This window comes from Micromonospora sp. NPDC085948 (genome assembly GCF_040686315.1).
In the GTDB taxonomy this organism is placed as follows: Bacteria; Actinomycetota; Actinomycetes; order Mycobacteriales; family Micromonosporaceae; genus Micromonospora.
The window spans coordinates 428,498-444,354 of record NZ_JBFBJW010000004.1; the positions used below are offsets into that span (position 1 = coordinate 428,498).

The following is a 15,857-nucleotide window of genomic DNA, read 5'->3' on the forward strand; positions in this document are numbered from 1 at the left end:
CGCCGGCCGGTTGGCCGTAGCCGCCCGGCTCGTACCCGCCGGCCTGCTGGCCGCCGTACCTTCCGGTCGGCTCGGCGGCCCGACCGCCGCCGTACGGAGCCGGATCGGGCTGGCCGTACCCCTGCCCCTGCTCCGGCTGGTAGACGCCCGTGGCATACGGGTCGGCCGGTGCCGGGTACTGGGTGCTGTCGCCGGTGTACCGGCCGGTCGGCTCGTCGTACCGCTCGCCGTAGGCCGCTCCGCCTGCGGGAGCGGGCGGGTAGGCGGCGGTCCCCCCGGGCTGGGCCGGGTAGTCGCGACTGCCGTAGCCACCGCCGGAAGCCGGCGCGTTGCCGTAGCCGCCACCGGACGCGGGAGCATTGCCGTAGCCGCCACCGGAGGCGGGTGCGTTGCCGTAGCCGCCACCGGAGGCGGGTGCGTTGCCGTAACCAGCACCAGAACCCGGTGCCGCACCGTAGCCGTCAGCGGCACCATAGCCGCCCTCGGCACCTGCCGGGGAGCCGTAGCCGCCACCGGACGCGGGTGCGTTGCCGTAGCCGCCGGCCCCGTACCCGCCGGGCGCGGCCTCGTCGCCGTATCCGGCGCCGCCCCACCCCTGCTGCCCCGCGCCGCCGTACGCCTGCGCCGGAGCGCCGTACGGGTCCGGTGGAACGTCGTCGACCACCGGGCGGTGCATCATCGTCGGTGCCTCGCTCAGCGCCGCACCGCCGACCATGGTCGGGTCCGCGCCGCCGACGGGCCGGCCGCCGGCCATCCGGGCCTGGTCGTCGGGGCCGGGGTAACCGCCCCGTGCCGGCGGCACCACAGCGCCGCCACCAGCCGCAGCCGGGGCGTCGTCGTCGCCGCCGTTCTCCTTGCGCTTCATCCAGAGCAGGACGATCGTTCCCACGCCGGCGGCCACCAACAGACCACCGAGCAGAATGATCAGGTACGAGCCCGCGCCGTTGCCGCCTTCCTCGGTCTTCGAGGCGTTCGCCGGCGGGCCCGCGCTGGCGTCGTCGGCGGCCTGGTCGCCCGCGCCCTCATCGGCCGGCTCCTCGGAGGGAGTGACCTCGGCGGTGGTGGACGGCGTGGGGGTGGGTGTCCCCTCGACCTTGATGGCGAGGCTGATCCGTTGCCCGGTGATGGCCTGTCCGGCAGAGGCGGTCAGTGTCTTGCGGGCCTGCACGTTGTCGAAGGTGGCACCCAGGTCGATCCGACCCGGCGCGATCGGCTTCTCCGTGGTGCCGGTGAAGCGGAAGTTGCCGCTACCGTCGCTCGTGGTGTCGAAGCGCTTGCCGGTGCTGTCCAGCAGCATGACCACCGCGTTCGGCACTGCCTTGCTGTCGGCCTGGACGACCACCTTGCCGGAGACCGACTGCACGGTCGGCGTCTGCGGCGGCGGCGGCGCGGCGGCCGCCTTGACGGTGACCCGGAGCGTGCGGGAACCACCGTCTCCCGACACCGTGATCTTCGCCGAGGCGCCGTTGGCCGCAGGCGCGTCGCCCGCTGCCGTCAGGGTCAGCGTCACTGGTTTCGGGTCGGCCGAGTCGAAGTTGATCGGCCCGCAGCCCCCGCAGGTGACGCCATCGGGCAGGTCGGTGATGTCGATGTCCGCGGACTTCTCGTCCGGGTCCGGTCGGACGAGCACGTTGACGGTGCTGCTCTTGCCCGCGTCGATCGTGGCCGAGTTGTCAGCTGTGCTGATCTTGGCGGCCATTGCTGGTGTGGCGGGGACGGCGAGCAGAGCGCCGGCAACCAGCGCTACGACCACACCGGCCCGCTGCTTCCAGGCACGTCGGTGTGTTGACACGTCCACCGCCTTCCGGGCTGACTTCCCTCTGACCGGCGGGGCGCCGGGCCGGGGATCATCACGGTTCGAATACGCCGTCGGCAACTATGCCTTGTCCAACTGGATTGGCGCGACCCAGGGCCAACGTCAGGTGGCTGGCCTTCGGGTCGTATCGTCCCTTCGTGTCCTCTCCGCACAGTAAGTCCGCTGCCGTTGCGGCCGCGTTGTCGGCGCTCGATGAGGGGCGTACACCCGAACGGCCGGTGTTCCGGGAGGCGGTCCGGTCGTTGTTGGCCATCCTCGCGGAGCGCGCCCCCGGCCGATCGGTGGAGGTGCGCGTACCACCATACGGTGCGATCCAGTGCGTACCCGGCCCTCGACACACCAGGGGAAACCCGTCAAACGTGGTCGAGATGGCTGCGGACACGTGGTTGGAGTTGGCCACCGGGCGGATCGGATGGGCGGAGGCGGTCACCGAGGGTCGCGTCCAGATGAGCGGCGTCCGGGCGGACCTCTCGGCCTATCTTCCCCTCTGATCGTCTGATGTCCTACTCACCGTGACGCTCAGCATGGGAAACGTGACTATCTGTGCCGATGGCGATTCGCGTACACTGTCAGGCGATGAGAGTGGTCCCGGCAGACGAGTGTGGATCCGCCCGTGATCCCGCCCAGCCGGTCCAGACCAGCATGAGGGAGCGGTAGGTGCCCCGAGGCGACGGCCGGCTGAGCCACGACCTTGACCCCCAACGACCTGGCCCCCAAGACGCCTGTGGTGTCTTCGGCGTCTGGGCGCCCGGCGAAGAGGTCGCCAACCTGACCTATTTCGGCCTCTACGCCCTGCAACACCGCGGCCAGGAGGCGGCGGGCATCGCGGTGAGCGATGGCTCCGGCGTGGTGGTCTACAAGGACCTCGGCCTGGTGGCCCAGGTCTTCGACGAGCCCACCCTGGCGAGCCTGCGCGGCCACCTGGCCATCGGGCACGCCCGATACTCCACGACCGGCGCGTCCAACTGGGAGAACGCCCAGCCGACGATCCGGTCCACCACCTCCGGTACGACCATCGCGCTGGCCCACAACGGCAACCTGGTCAACACCGCCGAGTTGGAGAAGGAGGTCGCCGAGCGCGGCCTCGTCGCGGACGGTTCGACGAACGACACCTCCCTGGTGACGATGCTGCTCGCCGGCCGACCGGATCTGTCGGTCGAGGCGGCCGCCCTGGAGGTGCTGCCGCAGCTGCGCGGCGCGTTCAGCTTCGTCTTCATGGACGAGTCGACCCTCTACGCGGCCCGCGATCCGCACGGCGTCCGCCCGCTGGTGCTCGGCCGCCTGGAGCGCGGGTGGGTGGTGGCCAGCGAGACGGCCGCCCTGGACATCGTCGGTGCGAGTGTGGTCCGTGAGGTCGAGCCGGGCGAGCTGATCGCGATCGACGAGAACGGGCTGCGCTCCACCCGGTTCGCCGCGCCCGAGCCGAAGGGCTGCCTCTTCGAGTACGTCTACATCGCCCGTCCGGACGCCACGATCGCCGGGCGCAACGTCCACGCGGCCCGCGTGCAGATCGGTCGACAGTTGGCCAAGGAGCACCCGGTCGAGGCCGACCTGGTGATCCCGGTGCCGGAGTCCGGCACCCCGGCCGCGATCGGCTACGCGGAGGCGTCCGGCATCACCTACGGCGCCGGCCTCATGAAGAACCCGTACGTGGGTCGCACCTTCATCCAGCCGTCGCAGACCCTGCGTCAGCTCGGCATCCGCCTCAAGCTCAACCCGCTGCGGGAGAACGTCCGGGGCAAGCGCTTGGTGGTCGTGGACGACTCGATCGTCCGGGGTAACACCCAGCGCGCCATCGTCCGGATGCTGCGTGAGGCGGGGGCGCTGGAGGTGCACGTCCGGATCTCCTCCCCGCCCGTCAGTTGGCCGTGCTTCTACGGCATCGACTTCGCCACCCGGGCGGAGCTGCTGGCCAACGGGTTGGACAACGACGGCATCCGGCGCTCCATCGGCGCCGACACGCTGGGTTACGTTTCCCTTCCCGGCCTGATCGCCGCAACCGAGCAGCCGAAGACCCGGCTGTGTCGGGCATGTTTCGATGGGGAGTACCCGATCGAGTTGCCGGCCGGCAACCTGATCGGCAAGCACGTGCTCGAAGGGGTGGGTCGACGGGTCACGAACTCGGCGCCGGAAGCCCCGCACACAAACGGCTCGTCCGTCGCCACTCCGGGTGGCGTTACCGCAAACCGCCCGTAGCACCAACCGGCGCGGCCCGGCCACCGTCGGCGCGGCACCGAGAACCAAAGGGGAGAACCGTGACGCACGTGTCCGAGCGCAACGGCGCAGGAAGCAGCCCGACCGGCGCCGGCGGCGACCGACAGCCCTGGACTGCCGGCACCAGCCGGCAGGCCCGCAAACGCTCGGTTTCGTACGCCGACGCCGGAGTTTCCATCGACGCGGGCGACCGCGCGGTGGAACTGCTCAAGTCGAAGGTGCGCCAGACCCGCCGCCCTGAGGTGATGGGTGACCTCGGTGGGTTCGCCGGCCTGTTCCGGCTGGACACGAAGAAGTACAAGAGCCCGATCCTGGCGTCCTCCACCGACGGGGTGGGCACCAAGCTGGTTATCGCCCAGCAGATGGACATCCACGACACCGTCGGCATCGACCTGGTCGCGATGGTCGTCGACGACCTGGTGGCCTGTGGTGCCGAGCCGCTGTTCCTGCTCGACTACATCGCCACCGGCGAGGTCGTGCCGGACAAGGTCGCCGAGATCGGCGCGGGCATCGCCGACGGTTGCCGCTACGCCGGCTGCGCGCTGCTGGGCGGGGAGACCGCCGAGCACCCCGGCGTGCTCCGCCCGGACGAGTACGACATCTCCGCGACCGGTGTCGGCGTGGTCGAGGAAGCCGACATCCTCAGCCCGGAGCGGGTCGAGGTGGGCGACGCGGTGATCGCCATGCGCTCCTCCGGCCTGCACTCCAACGGCTACTCGCTGGTCCGGCACGTGCTGCTCGGTGCGGCCCGGATGCGACTCGACATCGTGATCGACGACTTCGGTCGGCAGCGGACCCTCGGCGAGGAGCTGCTCACCCCGACCAAGATCTACGCCAAGGACTGCCTCAAGCTGATCGCCGAGGCGGAGGTGCGGGCGCTGTCCCACATCACCGGCGGCGGCATCCCCGGCAACCTGGTCCGGGTGCTGCCGGAGCACGTCGACGCGGTGGTCAACCGGTCCACGTGGAAGCCGCAGCCGATCTTCGACCTGATCCAGTCGAAGGGTCGCATCGACGACCACGACATGGAGTCGACCTTCAACATGGGTGTCGGCATGTTCGCGATCGTGTCGGCGGAGGATGCTGACCGCGCGTTGGCCACGCTCACCGGCCGTGGGGTCGAGGCGTGGCAGGCCGGCGAGATCATCGAGGGCACCGGCAACGTGCAGATGGTCGGTCAGCACACCCGCGGCTGATCACGCGCTGGTGATCGTACGGGCACCTGATCAGGGCTTCACCCGAGTGGCCAATGCCGCCTAGCCTGAAGGGCTCAGGCTTGGCGGAGGAGGGCGATGGCTGCTCGGGGACAGTCGTTCAGCGGGATGCGCGGTCTGGCGGCCGTCCCGTCGTACGTCGTCATGCAGCCGACCACCCTCTGCAACCTCGACTGCACGTACTGCTACCTGCCGTTTCGGGCCGCCGACCGGCGGATGCCGGTGACGGTGGCCGCAGCGGTCGCGGCGGCGGTCAACCCCTGGGCGGCGGCGGGCCGGTTCTCGGTGGTCTGGCACGGCGGTGAGCCGCTGGCGGCCGGCCGGGAGCACCTGGCCGACCTGATGGCACCGTTCGGGCCCGACGTCGAACATCACGTGCAGACCAACGCCACCCTGATCGACGACGACTGGTGTGACTTCTTCACCAGGCACGAGATGCGGGTGAGCGTGAGCGTCGACGGTCCCCGGTCGCGCAACGGTGACCGGGTCAACCGGGGCGGCCAGCCGGCGTACGACCGGATCCTGCGGGGCGTCGACGCGCTGCGTCGGCACGGCCTGCCGTTCTCCGCGCTGGCGGTGGTGTCCCGGCCGGAGCCGGGGCTCGCCACCGAGCTGTACGACTACTTCCTCGACCTGGGTTGCGACGTGTTGGGCGTCAACATCGAGGAGACCGAGGGGGTCAACACCCGCGACAACAGCCACGACCCGGCTGCGGTGACCGGCTTCTGGGCCGAGTTGGTCGCGGCCTGGCGTCGGGATCCCCGGATCCACCTGCGCGAGATCGAGTGGTCGCTGCGCTACGCCGCGGCCGTGCTCGACAACTCGGCGGACGGGGTGCTGCCCCGCCACCTGGACCCGATCCCGACGATCGGTCACGACGGCTCGGTGATCGTGCTGTCCCCGGAGTTGGCCGGCTTCAGCGACCCTCGCTACGGCGACTTCAGCAGCGGCAACGTGCTGCGGACCCCGCTGGCGGAGATCATCGCCGGTGCCGCGGCGACGCCGTGGGTCGGCGAGTTCCTGGCCGGGGTGGAGGCCTGCCGGGTGTCCTGCCCGTACTTCGGTTTCTGCGGGGGTGGCCACGCCGCCAACCGTTACTTCGAGCTGGGGCGTTTTGACGGTACGGAGACCGAGCACTGCCGCAACAGCAAGATCCGCCTATTGGAGGGAGTGTTGGAGCATGCCCGAGACCACCAGTCACCGGCGCCCTGAGCGCGAAGCGGACGACGGCGTCACCGAACGGGTGCGGGAGGCGGGTCCCGCGCTCGTCGCGCTGTTGCAGGAGGCCGAAGACGCGCGGAGGCTGCGCTCGGAGGTTTCGGGAAGCGACGGCGCCAGCGCGGTCTGCGCCTGGAACCACTTCGAGAACATCCCGACGTTCTACAACTGGAACAATCGCCCACGCTGAGGTGAGCCACGATCGGGGGCCTGTCGGGCGACCGGAGTCACTCCGGTCGGGTCAGGCCCCTGATCGTCGGCTACTACACCTGCACGGAACGTGCGTGAGCACGCGGACTTACCGCGTGCTCAGTTGCGTCGAGAGGTCAGCGGGTCGGACGGACCCAGGGATCCGGGTCGTCGTCCGCGTGATCCTCATCATCGTCGTCGACGGACTCTTTCGAGTTGTCGTCGAAGTGGTGCTCAGACTTACCAGCACCCGCCAGTTCGCGCTGCAAGGCGGTGAGGTCGGTGTTCGGGGAGTGGTACTTCAACTCCCGGGCCACCTTCGTCTGCTTGGCCTTAGCACGGCCGCGCCCCATGGCTCGACCCCCTCGCACAGAATGCGGGGCAGCCCGAAGGCGGGCCCCGATGACGTCAGGCATCTCTCGTGGCTCTTACGGTACATGGGGATGCCACCGTTCGGCACCTCGGGTTACCGTCAGCCGGCTCTGCGCGTCGCGTCGATCCGGCCGTCACCCAGTGTACCGGGTAAGGAGCGGATCGGTTAGCACCCGTGACACCGGACAAACCGCATCAAAGTTGACCCGACGTCAGCTTACCCAGGCGAGCCGGCCCGGGAGGCCCGGAGGCGGATCCCGTCGATCCGGCCTCCGGGAACGCTCAGCGCAGGTGGATCCCGCGCAGCCGGCCGATGTCCGCCATCCGCCGCTCCGCCAGCCGGTCCGCGGCCACCGCCGGCGGCACGCCCTCGGCGTCAGCCAGGCGCAGGATCTCGCGCGTGGTGTCGTAGATCCGGGTCGCCCGCAGCTTCGCCCGCTCGAAGTTGAAGCCCTCGATCTCGTCGGCCACCTGGATGACGCCGCCCGCGTTGACGACGTAGTCCGGGGTGTAGAGGATGCCCCGGTCGGCGAGCAGCTTCTCGATGCCCGGGTGGGCGAGCTGGTTGTTCGCCGCGCCGGCCACCACCTTGGCGCGCAGCGCCGGCACGCTCTCGTCGTTCAGGGCGCCGCCCAGCGCACAGGGCGCGTACACGTCGATGTCCGCGGCGGCCAGCGCGCTGACGTCGTCCAGAAGGGTGACCTGCGGGTGGTTGGTACGCACCCACGCCAGCGCCTTCGGGTTGACGTCGGTGGCGACCACCTCGGCGCCGTCTTCGAGCAGGTGCCCGGTGAGGTACTTGCCGACCTTGCCCAACCCGGCCACCCCGACCCGCCGGCCCCGCAGGCTCGGAGTGCCCCAGACGTGCTCGGCGGCCGCCCGCATGCCCTGGAAGACACCCCAGGCAGTGAGGATCGACGAGTCGCCGGCACCACCGTGCTCCACGCTGCGCCCGGTCACGTAGCGGGTCTCCCGGGCCACGACGTCCATGTCCGCCACGTACGTGCCGACGTCACAGGCGGTGTAGTAGCGACCGCCCAGCGACTCCACGAAGCGTCCGTACGCGCGCAGCAGCGCCTCGCTCTTGATCTGCTCCGGGTCACCCCAGATGACGGCCTTGCCGCCGCCCAGGTCCAGCCCGGCGAGCGCGTTCTTGTACGCCATCCCGCGCGACAGGTCGAGCACGTCGGCGAGGGCGTCGTCCTCGCTGTCGTACGGGTAGAAGCGGGTGCCGCCGAGCGCCGGCCCCAGCGCGGTGGAGTAGATCCCGATGATCGCCTTCAGGCCGCTCTGCTTGTCCTGGCAGAACACGACCTGTTCGTGACCTGTCGATACCGGGTCGTCGGTGCTCGCGAATACACCCATTGTTGGCTCCTGGAGTGGTGTGCGCCCTTGTGGGACGCGGACCGGGTGGACGCCGGCGGGATGCTGCCGGTGTGATCGAGCCTAGTATCGGCCGCCCTGCGAGCGCTCGACGCGCCGCCGCCGTCCCACGTTGCGGCGCGCGTGGTCCGGCTGCTGACCGCGTACGGGTGCGGTTCGTGGGAGGATCGCGCCGTGCCGTCGCTCTTCGCTTCTTACCTGCGCGTGTACGAACCGCTGACCGCCTTCGACCGAGACCGGCAGAGCTACTGGCGTCGCTATGTCTCCGAGGGGCGGGCGGTGGCTCCGGTCGAGGGTCCCGGCCGGCAGCGGACGGCGGTGATCGAGGCGCTGGGCGCTGGCTGGACCCGACTGCCGGACCTGCCGGAGGAGGCGTACGTCCTGGAGACGGACGACAGTCTGCTGGTCTGCCCCTGGAACCTGCGGATCCGGGTCGCTGAGGCGGCGCTCAGCGCCCGGGACGGGGTGCCCCCGGTGCTCGCCGACGCCTTCGTGCCGCCGGTGCTGGCCGGGCAGGCCAGGGCGGTGATCGACGACTGGCGCAGTGGTGCCCGGGTGCTGGAGCACGGGGTGCCCCGGGTGCACGAGCAGATCGCCACGTGGGGCGTGCCGCTGCGCTGGTTCGTGCTCTTCGAGCCGGCCGAGCGGGACCTGGTCACCCAGCCCGGTCGCCGGGCGCTGCGCTACCGCACGGAGATCTCCAAGGCCCGCCGTCGGTCGTCCCGGGCGCTGTCCGTCCTGCGCAAGTCGGTGGGCGAGGCGCCGATCACCGAGGCGGTGGAGGAGGCGGCTCGTTGGCTGGAGGAGTTCCATCCTCGGTCGGTGGTCGAACTGGACTACGGCGGCCTGGTCGACCTGCTTCCCGACGAGACTCTCGCGGCGGACGACTCGCCCGAGCTGGTCGCCGAGGGCCTGGCGGGGCTGTCGCGGGGTGAGGCGGAGGAGGCGTCCGCCGCGTACGACAAACTGGTGGCCCGGTGGCGTGCGGTGCAGCTGCTGGAGCGGTGCAACTAGGGCAAATGCCCGTAGGAGCGCTCCCAAGGTGAAGTGTGCTCGTAGTCGACGCATCACGAACCGTGATCATGAGTCCCATTAAGATAGATTCTGCCGTGTAAAAGTCGTAAAAATCGGGCATGGTTCATCCGTCCGTCTAGGGACCTTCATCCGTTCGGCCCATGTCGGACATCGGGGACTAGCCGGACCATGGGAGACGCGTCGGCCGGCGGGACCCCGGCCGATGTCTATACATGTGGAGGAGTGACCGATGGCATCGCGAACGCACGAACCAGAGCCGCTACTCACGCCGGCCGAGGTGGCGTCGATGTTCCGTGTCGACCCGAAGACGGTGACCCGGTGGGCCAAGGCGGGCAAGCTCAGCGCCATCCGCACTCTGGGTGGCCACCGTCGATACCGCGAGTCGGAGGTCAGGGCGTTGCTGCAGGGTCAGATCCCGCAGCAACGGCAGGGCGACTGAGCGGCTCCAGTTTTTCCGGTCAGGGGCGGTGGATCTCGATCCACCGCCCCTTTCCATGGCCGGGGCCAGGTATGACCGACCTCAGCGCCGCCCGAGGCCGGCGTCACCCTCGGCGCGGGTCCTCGGTCAGCGTCAGGCGGATGCCGACCGTGCCGCCCTCGCCGCGGCGCAAGCGGCTGCCCAGCAGGCTCAGCCGGCCGATCAGCCGGTACTTGTGCTTGAGCAGATCACGAACCCGACCGGTGTCACCGCCGCCGTAGATCGTGGCGTGAGCTGACACCTCCGCCCCGTGTGGACGCCCCCGCACGTCACAGGGCGCCACGGTCACCTTGCCGTTGTTGCGGATCCGTTTGACCTTGCCCGAGTCGGCCCCGGTCCAGACCGCCAGCGCCTCACCGTCGCGGACCGCCCAGACCGGGGTCGGCACCGCCCGACCATCCTTGCGGAAGGTCGTGAGCAGCAGATACTTCTCGGCGGACAGCCGGTCCAGCGTCGTCACGCCGCCAGGATACGGCCGCCACCGGCCGCCGAGTGGACAGATAGCGTGAACGCCGTGACGGGCGAGCCTCAAATCGGTGACGTGATCGGCGAACTGCTGCGGGACACGCTTGCCGTGGCCACCGGGGTGGGTCCGCGACCGCTTGTCGGCGGCCGACTACCCCGGCCGGTCATCGAGATCATCGAGCGGGACGACGGTCTGATCAACGGCGCCCCGGCCGCGCACTACCTGGACGGGCCGCAGGAGTGGCAGCCGTACGACCACCGGGCCGTGGACCGGGTACGCGGCGAGACGCTCGACATCGGCACCGGCGCCGGCCGGATCGCGCTACTGCTCCAGGAGCGCGGGGTACCGGTCACCGGGCTGGACACCTCCGCGGGTGCGCTGGCGGTCAGCCGGCGTCGTGGCGTCCGACGGCTGGTGCACGGCACCGTCGACACCCACGTCGCCGACGGACGGCGGTACGACACGTTCCTGCTGCTCGGCAACAACCTCGGGCTGTTCGAGGGGCGGGAGCACGCTCCCAAGTTCCTGGCCGCGCTCGCCGCGCTGGCCCGACCGGGTGCGCAGATCATCGCGCACGGCACCGACCCGTACGGCACCCGCGACCCGCTGCACACCAGCTACCACGAGCGCAACCGCCGGCGGGGCCGGCTCGGCGGTCAACTCCGGCTCCGGCTGCGCTACCGCGAGCTGAGCACCGAATGGTTCGACTACCTGGTTTGTTCGGCCGACGAGTTCGCCGCGCTGGTGCACGGCACCGGCTGGCGGCTGACCGACGTGGATGATCGGGACGCCCCCTACTACCTGGCCACCCTGCGCCTCGCCGAATGAGCGACGGCCCCTGCGCCGGCGGGCGCAGGGGCCGTCGTACCGCTCAGACCTGGACGGTCGGGGGGAGCTGCTCGGGCGGGAGGCCGCCGTCGCCGTCGACCACCTCGTCCGGTTGGCCGTCCTCGTCGATGTCGACCATGGTGATGTCCACCTTGCCGTCACCGTCGGTGTCGAACTGGAACAGGTCGGCCTTGCCGTCGCCGTCGGTGTCCACCACCCACACATCGGTCTTGCCGTCGTTGTTGGTGTCCGCGCGCAGCAGCTCGACCCGCTCGTCGCCCCGGGTCTCCACGATCGCGGAGTCGGTGACGCTCTCCGGTGCCTGGCTCATGTCGACTGGTCCTTCCCTCGATTGACGGGCCGTCATTACCCGATCCCGCGCTCCCCCAAGCATGGGCCGGATCGTCGAGCTGTCTAGGGTCGCAACATGAGCGAGCGGAGCAGGCGAAACACCCAGCTCGGTGTGGCGGGGACCCCGCGCGCCGGCCGGCGGGACAGGGAGGCGTGATGAGCGGACGTTTCGTGGTCGTCGGTGCCGGCACGATGGGGCTCGGCATCGCGTACGTGGCGGCCGGGGCCGGGCACACGGTCGAACTGGTCGAGGTGGACCCGGAGCGGGGCAGGGCCGCGCAGAACCGGCTCGCCGAGCTGTGGGAACGGGCCGTGCAACGCGGAAAGCTGAGCGCCGACGAGGCCGCCACGCACCGGCAGCGGGTCACGCTGCGGCCGGCGCTCGCCGAGGTCGCCCCGGCCCCCGAGGTGATCGTGGAGGCGGTGCCGGAGCGGCTGGACCTGAAGCGGGCGGTGCTGCGCGACGCCGCGGCGCTGCGCCCGGCGCTGCTGGCCAGCAACACCTCAAGCATCGCCATCGGTGACCTGGCCGCCGGGTTGGACGCGCCCGAGCGCTTCCTCGGCCTGCACTTCTTCAACCCGGTCTGGGCCATGGCCCTCCTGGAGATCGTGGTCGGCCCGGCCACCGCCGAGGAGACCACCGCCGCGGCCGTCGCGCTCGCCGGCCGGTTGGGCAAGGACCCCGTCGTCGTACGCGACCTGCCCGGCTTCGCCACCTCCCGACTCGGGGTCACCCTCGGGCTGGAGGCGATCCGGATGGTCGCCGACGGGGTGGCCAGCCCCGCCGACATCGACAAGGCGATGGTGCTCGGCTACCGGCACCCGATCGGCCCGTTGGAGCTCACCGACCTGGTCGGCCTCGACGTACGGCTGGACATCGCCCGCACCCTCCAGGCCGCGTACGGGGACCGCTTCGCGCCGCCGCCACTGCTCGTGGAGATGGTGGACGAGGGGCGGCTGGGCAAGAAGTCGGGGCACGGCTTCTACGAGTGGAACGGCGGGGTCAAGCAGTGAGCGCGACGAGCGGGCTGCGAATCGAGGAGCGGCCGGACCGGCTGGTGGTGACCCTGGATCGGCCGGAGAAGCGCAACGCCATCGACGCTGACCTGATCGCCGAGCTGCACCAGGTCTGCGCCGAGTTGGAAGCGCGGCCCCGGCTGCTGCTGCTCACCGGTGGGACGGCGGGCATCTTCGCCGGTGGCGCCGACATCGCCCAGCTCCGGGAGCGGGGTCGCACGGACGCCCTGGCCGCGATCAATTCCGCCGCCTTCGCGCGGATCCGGGCGTTGCCGATGCCCACGGTGGCCGCCGTCGACGGCCCGGCGCTGGGCGGTGGCGCCGAACTGGCGTACGCCTGCGATCTGCGGGTGTGCACGGCGCGCGCGGTCTTCGGTCAGCCGGAGGTGCGGTTGGGGATCCTGGCCGGCGCGGGCGCGACTCACCGGCTGCCGGCGTTGATCGGTGAGGGCCGGGCCAAGGAGCTGCTCTTCACCGGCCGGCGGGTGGACGCCGCGGAGGCGCTGCGCATCGGCCTGGTGAACCAGGTGGTGGACGAGCCCGACGAGCTGCTCACGGTGGCGCACGCGGTGCTGGACGAGATCGCCCTGGGCTCCCCGCTGGCGCTGCGGCTGACCAAGCTGGCGGTGGACGCGCCGGCCGCCGCGCACCCTCACCTCGACCTGGTCAGTCAGGCGGTGCTCTTCGAGGACGAGGAGAAGCACCGGCGGATGACCGAGTTCCTGGAGCGCCGTCGGCCGCGGTGATTCCCGCAAACGAAACGGCCGCACCGACGCTCGCATCGGTGCGGCCGTTCTCGCCTGTGGTGGTGTTACTGCCGGATCTGCACTCCGCTGTCGGCCAGCGAACGGATCACCGAGGCCGACTCACCGAAGCCGATGATCAGTACGGCGTCCGCGCCGAAGTCCTTGATCTCCTTGGCGCCGCCGGAGAAGTCCACCGGGGGAGCCTTGGCGTCGGCGGGCGGCTCGTAGGTGAGCAGCTTGAGGCGGTCGCTGGTGATGCCGGCCTTGTCCAGCTCGTCACGCACGGTGCCCTGCAGGCCCTCACCGTAGGAGTCCTTGCGGGCGACGATGACGATCTTCTGCGATCCGTCGCGGAGGATGACGTCGGCCAGCGCCCGACCCTGGAGGCTGTCCGGCGGCGCCGTGCGGAAGTAGAGGCCCCCGTCGTCCACGTCGGTCAGGCTGCTGTCGGTGTTGGAGGGGGAGAAGAGGATCTTCCCGGCCTGCACCACGTCCGGCAGCACCGCCCGGGAGATGCCCGAACCGCCCGCGCCGATGATCACGCTGACGCCCTCGGTCACGTGCCTGGCCACAGTCGCCTTGGCCACCGCCGGGTTGGTGCCGTCGTCGCCGTCCACCCACGTCACCGGCTTGCCCAGTGCGCCACCTGCGGCGTTGATCTCGCGGATCGCCAGCGCGGCGCCGGCCGCCATCGGCGGGTAGGCGATCGACAGGTCACCGGTCTTCGGCAGCAGGCCGCCCAGGATCAGCGGCTGCTGGTCGGGGTCCACGGTCGGCCGCTGCTTCTTCGGCTTCGGCGGCGTCTTGGTGCTCGCCGCCGATTCGATACCCGCGCCGACGAACTCGGTCTTGCCGTCGTTGATCTGCTGCCCGTCGAAGGTCAGGGTCGCGTAGCTCGCGGTGGCCGGCTCACCCTTGTCGGTGAAGCCCGCCCGCGTCAGCGAGACACCGCGGTACTCGACGTCCTGCCCGTTACGGGCCATGGCGAGGCACGTCGCCGGGTCCTCGCAGCGCTGCCCGTCGTTGGTCACGGCGACGATCTGCTTCGCGATGGCAGCCGGGTCGGTGCTTCCGGCCAGCTGAGCGGCGAGTACGGCGACGACCACCGCGTCGTACGTCTCGGCGGAGTACACATAGTCCGTCAGCGCCGGATTGACGGTCTTCAGCCGACTCTTGAAGTCCTCGGGCAGCGGTACGAGTGGCGTGGTGCCCTTCATTCCGTCGACCAGACTCGCTCGTTCCTTCAACTCCGCTGGGTAGGAGTTGAGCATGTTGCCGTCCGTGCCGTAGAGGCGCACCTGTTGGGCGCTTGACTCCTTGGCCTTGTCATCCCCGCAAGCGCTTGTGGCGAGCAGGATCGTCGCGCAGGCAGCCAGTGAGGCTACCCGCGAGCGGCGTGATACGAACATGGTCGTCCTTCCTCCGGCGAAGGTCCGCTGCGCACATTAGCGTGCCGAGGCCATCGGCGGGACCGTGGAGGTGGCGTAAAGCGCAGGTAGCTCGCGTTGAACACGGACAGTGACGGTCGTCGGGATCACTTGACCGCCAGTCCTACTGTGCGCTGCGTGACGGACCTACCACAGCAGACGTTCGACGACGCGACCGCCGTGCTCCGCTCGGCGCTGACCGGAGATGGAGACGCGGTGGTGGGAGCATTCGACGCGGTCGTCGACCGGGCCGGCCTGAGCGGCGCGTACGGGGTGGCCTGGTGCCTGGCCGCGACGATGGTCGGCGACGCGCCAGCCGCCAGCGGGGCGGCGCTCGACTTCCCGGGAATCGATCAGGCTGACTACGACACCCGCTGGGTGGCCCGCTTCGTCAGCGCGTACGCCAATCGGGACGAACCGACCGGAGAGGCGCTGTTCGGTGCGGCGGCGGCCGACGGGCTGCTCCCGGACTGCCTGCTCACCCTGGCCGGCTCGACGATCGCCACCCTGCGCAGCCGCGCCGGGTGACCGCCGTGGGGTCGCGACGTCCGGCGGAACGGACGCCGCGCCCGCACGGTCGCTCAGAACGCGTGGTAGGCGATCAGCGGCTCGTACTCGTACCGCAGGTTCTCGAAGCGGACCTGGAAGTTGACCCCGTCCCGGACGTTCGTCGCCACCGTGGTCCAGTCCGAGTTGGCCGGGAGGTAGGTCCAGTAGTTGCAGCCACTGGTCTTGTCGACGAAGATCACGCACGCCTCGGTGGCGTACACGCTCGCGTTGCGGACGTTGATGTCGCGACAGCGGGTCGTGGTGCGGAACTGGCCGGCCTGGCCGCCGTAGCGGCCGGTCTGGAAGAAGGACCGGACCGCCCCGCCGTAACAGGTGGCGAGCGGGGCGAAGGCGTTCGGCCCGGCGGTGACAGGTGCGACCGATCCGGTCGGTTCGGCCTGTGCGGGCGCGCTGGCGAAGAGCAGTGCGGTGGCCGTGGCGACGGCGAACAGTCGAGCGGTTGGGGATGGCATGCGTTCCTCCGGAAACGGTTGACTGACCGTCCGTATTGGACTGATCATCGATCAGTGACGATGATAACGATCGATTGATCG

At 70.5% G+C, this 15,857-nt stretch carries 18 protein-coding genes; 11 read left to right on the forward strand and 7 right to left on the reverse strand.

The annotated features are described in order from the left end of the window. The coding region (locus tag AB0O48_RS14460; protein WP_365065712.1) for a hypothetical protein at window positions 1-1,792 on the reverse strand (1,792 nt) is incomplete at its 3' end. 161 nt (window positions 1,793-1,953) lie between these two features. On the opposite strand from AB0O48_RS14460, the gene AB0O48_RS14465 reads away from it, so the two are divergent. The 5 genes from AB0O48_RS14465 (at window position 1,954) to amcA (ending at window position 6,652) form a co-directional block, all read left to right on the forward strand. Beyond that, window positions 1,954-2,307: a sterol carrier family protein gene (locus AB0O48_RS14465; protein ID WP_357243539.1), complete on the forward strand. Its 354-nt coding sequence runs from the start codon at window positions 1,954-1,956 to the stop codon at window positions 2,305-2,307. Window positions 2,308-2,473: 166 nt separating this feature from the next. After that, complete coding sequence (purF, locus tag AB0O48_RS14470) at window positions 2,474-4,012, forward strand: amidophosphoribosyltransferase (protein WP_357243542.1); 1,539 nt, start codon at window positions 2,474-2,476, stop codon at window positions 4,010-4,012. Window positions 4,013-4,071: 59 nt separating this feature from the next. Further along, the gene (gene purM, locus AB0O48_RS14475; RefSeq protein ID WP_357243545.1) at window positions 4,072-5,226 is read left to right on the forward strand and encodes a phosphoribosylformylglycinamidine cyclo-ligase; all 1,155 of its coding nucleotides are present in this window, start codon (window positions 4,072-4,074) and stop codon (window positions 5,224-5,226) included. 126 nt (window positions 5,227-5,352) lie between these two features. Beyond that, window positions 5,353-6,456 carry a cyclophane-forming radical SAM peptide maturase AmcB gene (gene amcB / locus AB0O48_RS14480; protein WP_357571750.1) on the forward strand — a complete coding sequence of 368 codons (1,104 nt, stop codon included), beginning with the start codon at window positions 5,353-5,355 and terminating at the stop codon, window positions 6,454-6,456. Continuing rightward, entirely contained in the window at window positions 6,425-6,652 is a 228-nt protein-coding gene (amcA, locus tag AB0O48_RS14485; protein ID WP_357243548.1) for a multiple cyclophane-containing RiPP AmcA, read from the forward strand. The genes amcB and amcA overlap by 32 nt, the downstream gene beginning before the upstream one ends. A gap of 136 nt (window positions 6,653-6,788) precedes the next feature. Here amcA and AB0O48_RS14490 read toward each other — a convergent pair whose 3' ends face one another. Then, a complete protein-coding gene (locus AB0O48_RS14490; protein ID WP_357243551.1) occupies window positions 6,789-7,004 on the reverse strand; it encodes a DUF3073 domain-containing protein in 216 nt (71 codons plus the stop codon). Between the two features lie 301 nt (window positions 7,005-7,305). Beyond that, window positions 7,306-8,388: a Glu/Leu/Phe/Val dehydrogenase gene (locus AB0O48_RS14495; RefSeq protein ID WP_357243554.1), complete on the reverse strand. Its 1,083-nt coding sequence runs from the start codon at window positions 8,386-8,388 to the stop codon at window positions 7,306-7,308. 192 nt (window positions 8,389-8,580) lie between these two features. Here AB0O48_RS14495 and AB0O48_RS14500 point away from each other — a divergent pair, with 192 nt between their 5' ends. Further along, entirely contained in the window at window positions 8,581-9,420 is an 840-nt protein-coding gene (locus AB0O48_RS14500) for a hypothetical protein (RefSeq protein ID WP_357243557.1), read from the forward strand. Between the two features lie 250 nt (window positions 9,421-9,670). Then, window positions 9,671-9,880 (forward strand): BldC family transcriptional regulator, encoded by a 210-nt coding sequence (locus AB0O48_RS14505; protein ID WP_007073996.1) that lies wholly within the window; start codon window positions 9,671-9,673, stop codon window positions 9,878-9,880. A gap of 103 nt (window positions 9,881-9,983) precedes the next feature. Here the strand turns inward: AB0O48_RS14505 and AB0O48_RS14510 are convergent, their stop codons facing one another. Next, window positions 9,984-10,379: a PPOX class F420-dependent oxidoreductase gene (locus AB0O48_RS14510; RefSeq protein WP_357243560.1), complete on the reverse strand. Its 396-nt coding sequence runs from the start codon at window positions 10,377-10,379 to the stop codon at window positions 9,984-9,986. A 54-nt stretch (window positions 10,380-10,433) separates the two neighbouring features. On the opposite strand from AB0O48_RS14510, the gene AB0O48_RS14515 reads away from it, so the two are divergent. Then, the gene (locus tag AB0O48_RS14515) at window positions 10,434-11,213 is read left to right on the forward strand and encodes a class I SAM-dependent methyltransferase (protein WP_357571680.1); all 780 of its coding nucleotides are present in this window, start codon (window positions 10,434-10,436) and stop codon (window positions 11,211-11,213) included. A gap of 43 nt (window positions 11,214-11,256) precedes the next feature. On the opposite strand, the gene AB0O48_RS14520 is transcribed toward AB0O48_RS14515, so the two are convergent. After that, a complete protein-coding gene (locus AB0O48_RS14520) occupies window positions 11,257-11,544 on the reverse strand; it encodes a hypothetical protein (RefSeq protein ID WP_357243566.1) in 288 nt (95 codons plus the stop codon). 176 nt (window positions 11,545-11,720) lie between these two features. Here AB0O48_RS14520 and AB0O48_RS14525 point away from each other — a divergent pair, with 176 nt between their 5' ends. Further along, complete coding sequence (locus AB0O48_RS14525; RefSeq protein WP_357243569.1) at window positions 11,721-12,578, forward strand: 3-hydroxyacyl-CoA dehydrogenase family protein; 858 nt, start codon at window positions 11,721-11,723, stop codon at window positions 12,576-12,578. After that, on the forward strand, window positions 12,575-13,327 hold the full coding sequence (locus tag AB0O48_RS14530; RefSeq protein ID WP_357243573.1) for an enoyl-CoA hydratase/isomerase family protein: 753 nt from the start codon (window positions 12,575-12,577) through the stop codon (window positions 13,325-13,327). The genes AB0O48_RS14525 and AB0O48_RS14530 overlap by 4 nt, the downstream gene beginning before the upstream one ends. A gap of 65 nt (window positions 13,328-13,392) precedes the next feature. Here the strand turns inward: AB0O48_RS14530 and AB0O48_RS14535 are convergent, their stop codons facing one another. After that, the gene (locus AB0O48_RS14535; RefSeq protein ID WP_357243576.1) at window positions 13,393-14,736 is read right to left on the reverse strand and encodes an ABC transporter substrate-binding protein; all 1,344 of its coding nucleotides are present in this window, start codon (window positions 14,734-14,736) and stop codon (window positions 13,393-13,395) included. A 156-nt stretch (window positions 14,737-14,892) separates the two neighbouring features. On the opposite strand from AB0O48_RS14535, the gene AB0O48_RS14540 reads away from it, so the two are divergent. Then, window positions 14,893-15,282 carry a hypothetical protein gene (locus tag AB0O48_RS14540; RefSeq protein ID WP_357243579.1) on the forward strand — a complete coding sequence of 130 codons (390 nt, stop codon included), beginning with the start codon at window positions 14,893-14,895 and terminating at the stop codon, window positions 15,280-15,282. A 53-nt stretch (window positions 15,283-15,335) separates the two neighbouring features. Here the strand turns inward: AB0O48_RS14540 and AB0O48_RS14545 are convergent, their stop codons facing one another. Continuing rightward, window positions 15,336-15,776, reverse strand: a complete 441-nt coding sequence (locus AB0O48_RS14545) for a hypothetical protein (protein WP_357571681.1) — start codon at window positions 15,774-15,776, stop codon at window positions 15,336-15,338. Window positions 15,777-15,857: the final 81 nt, after the last annotated feature.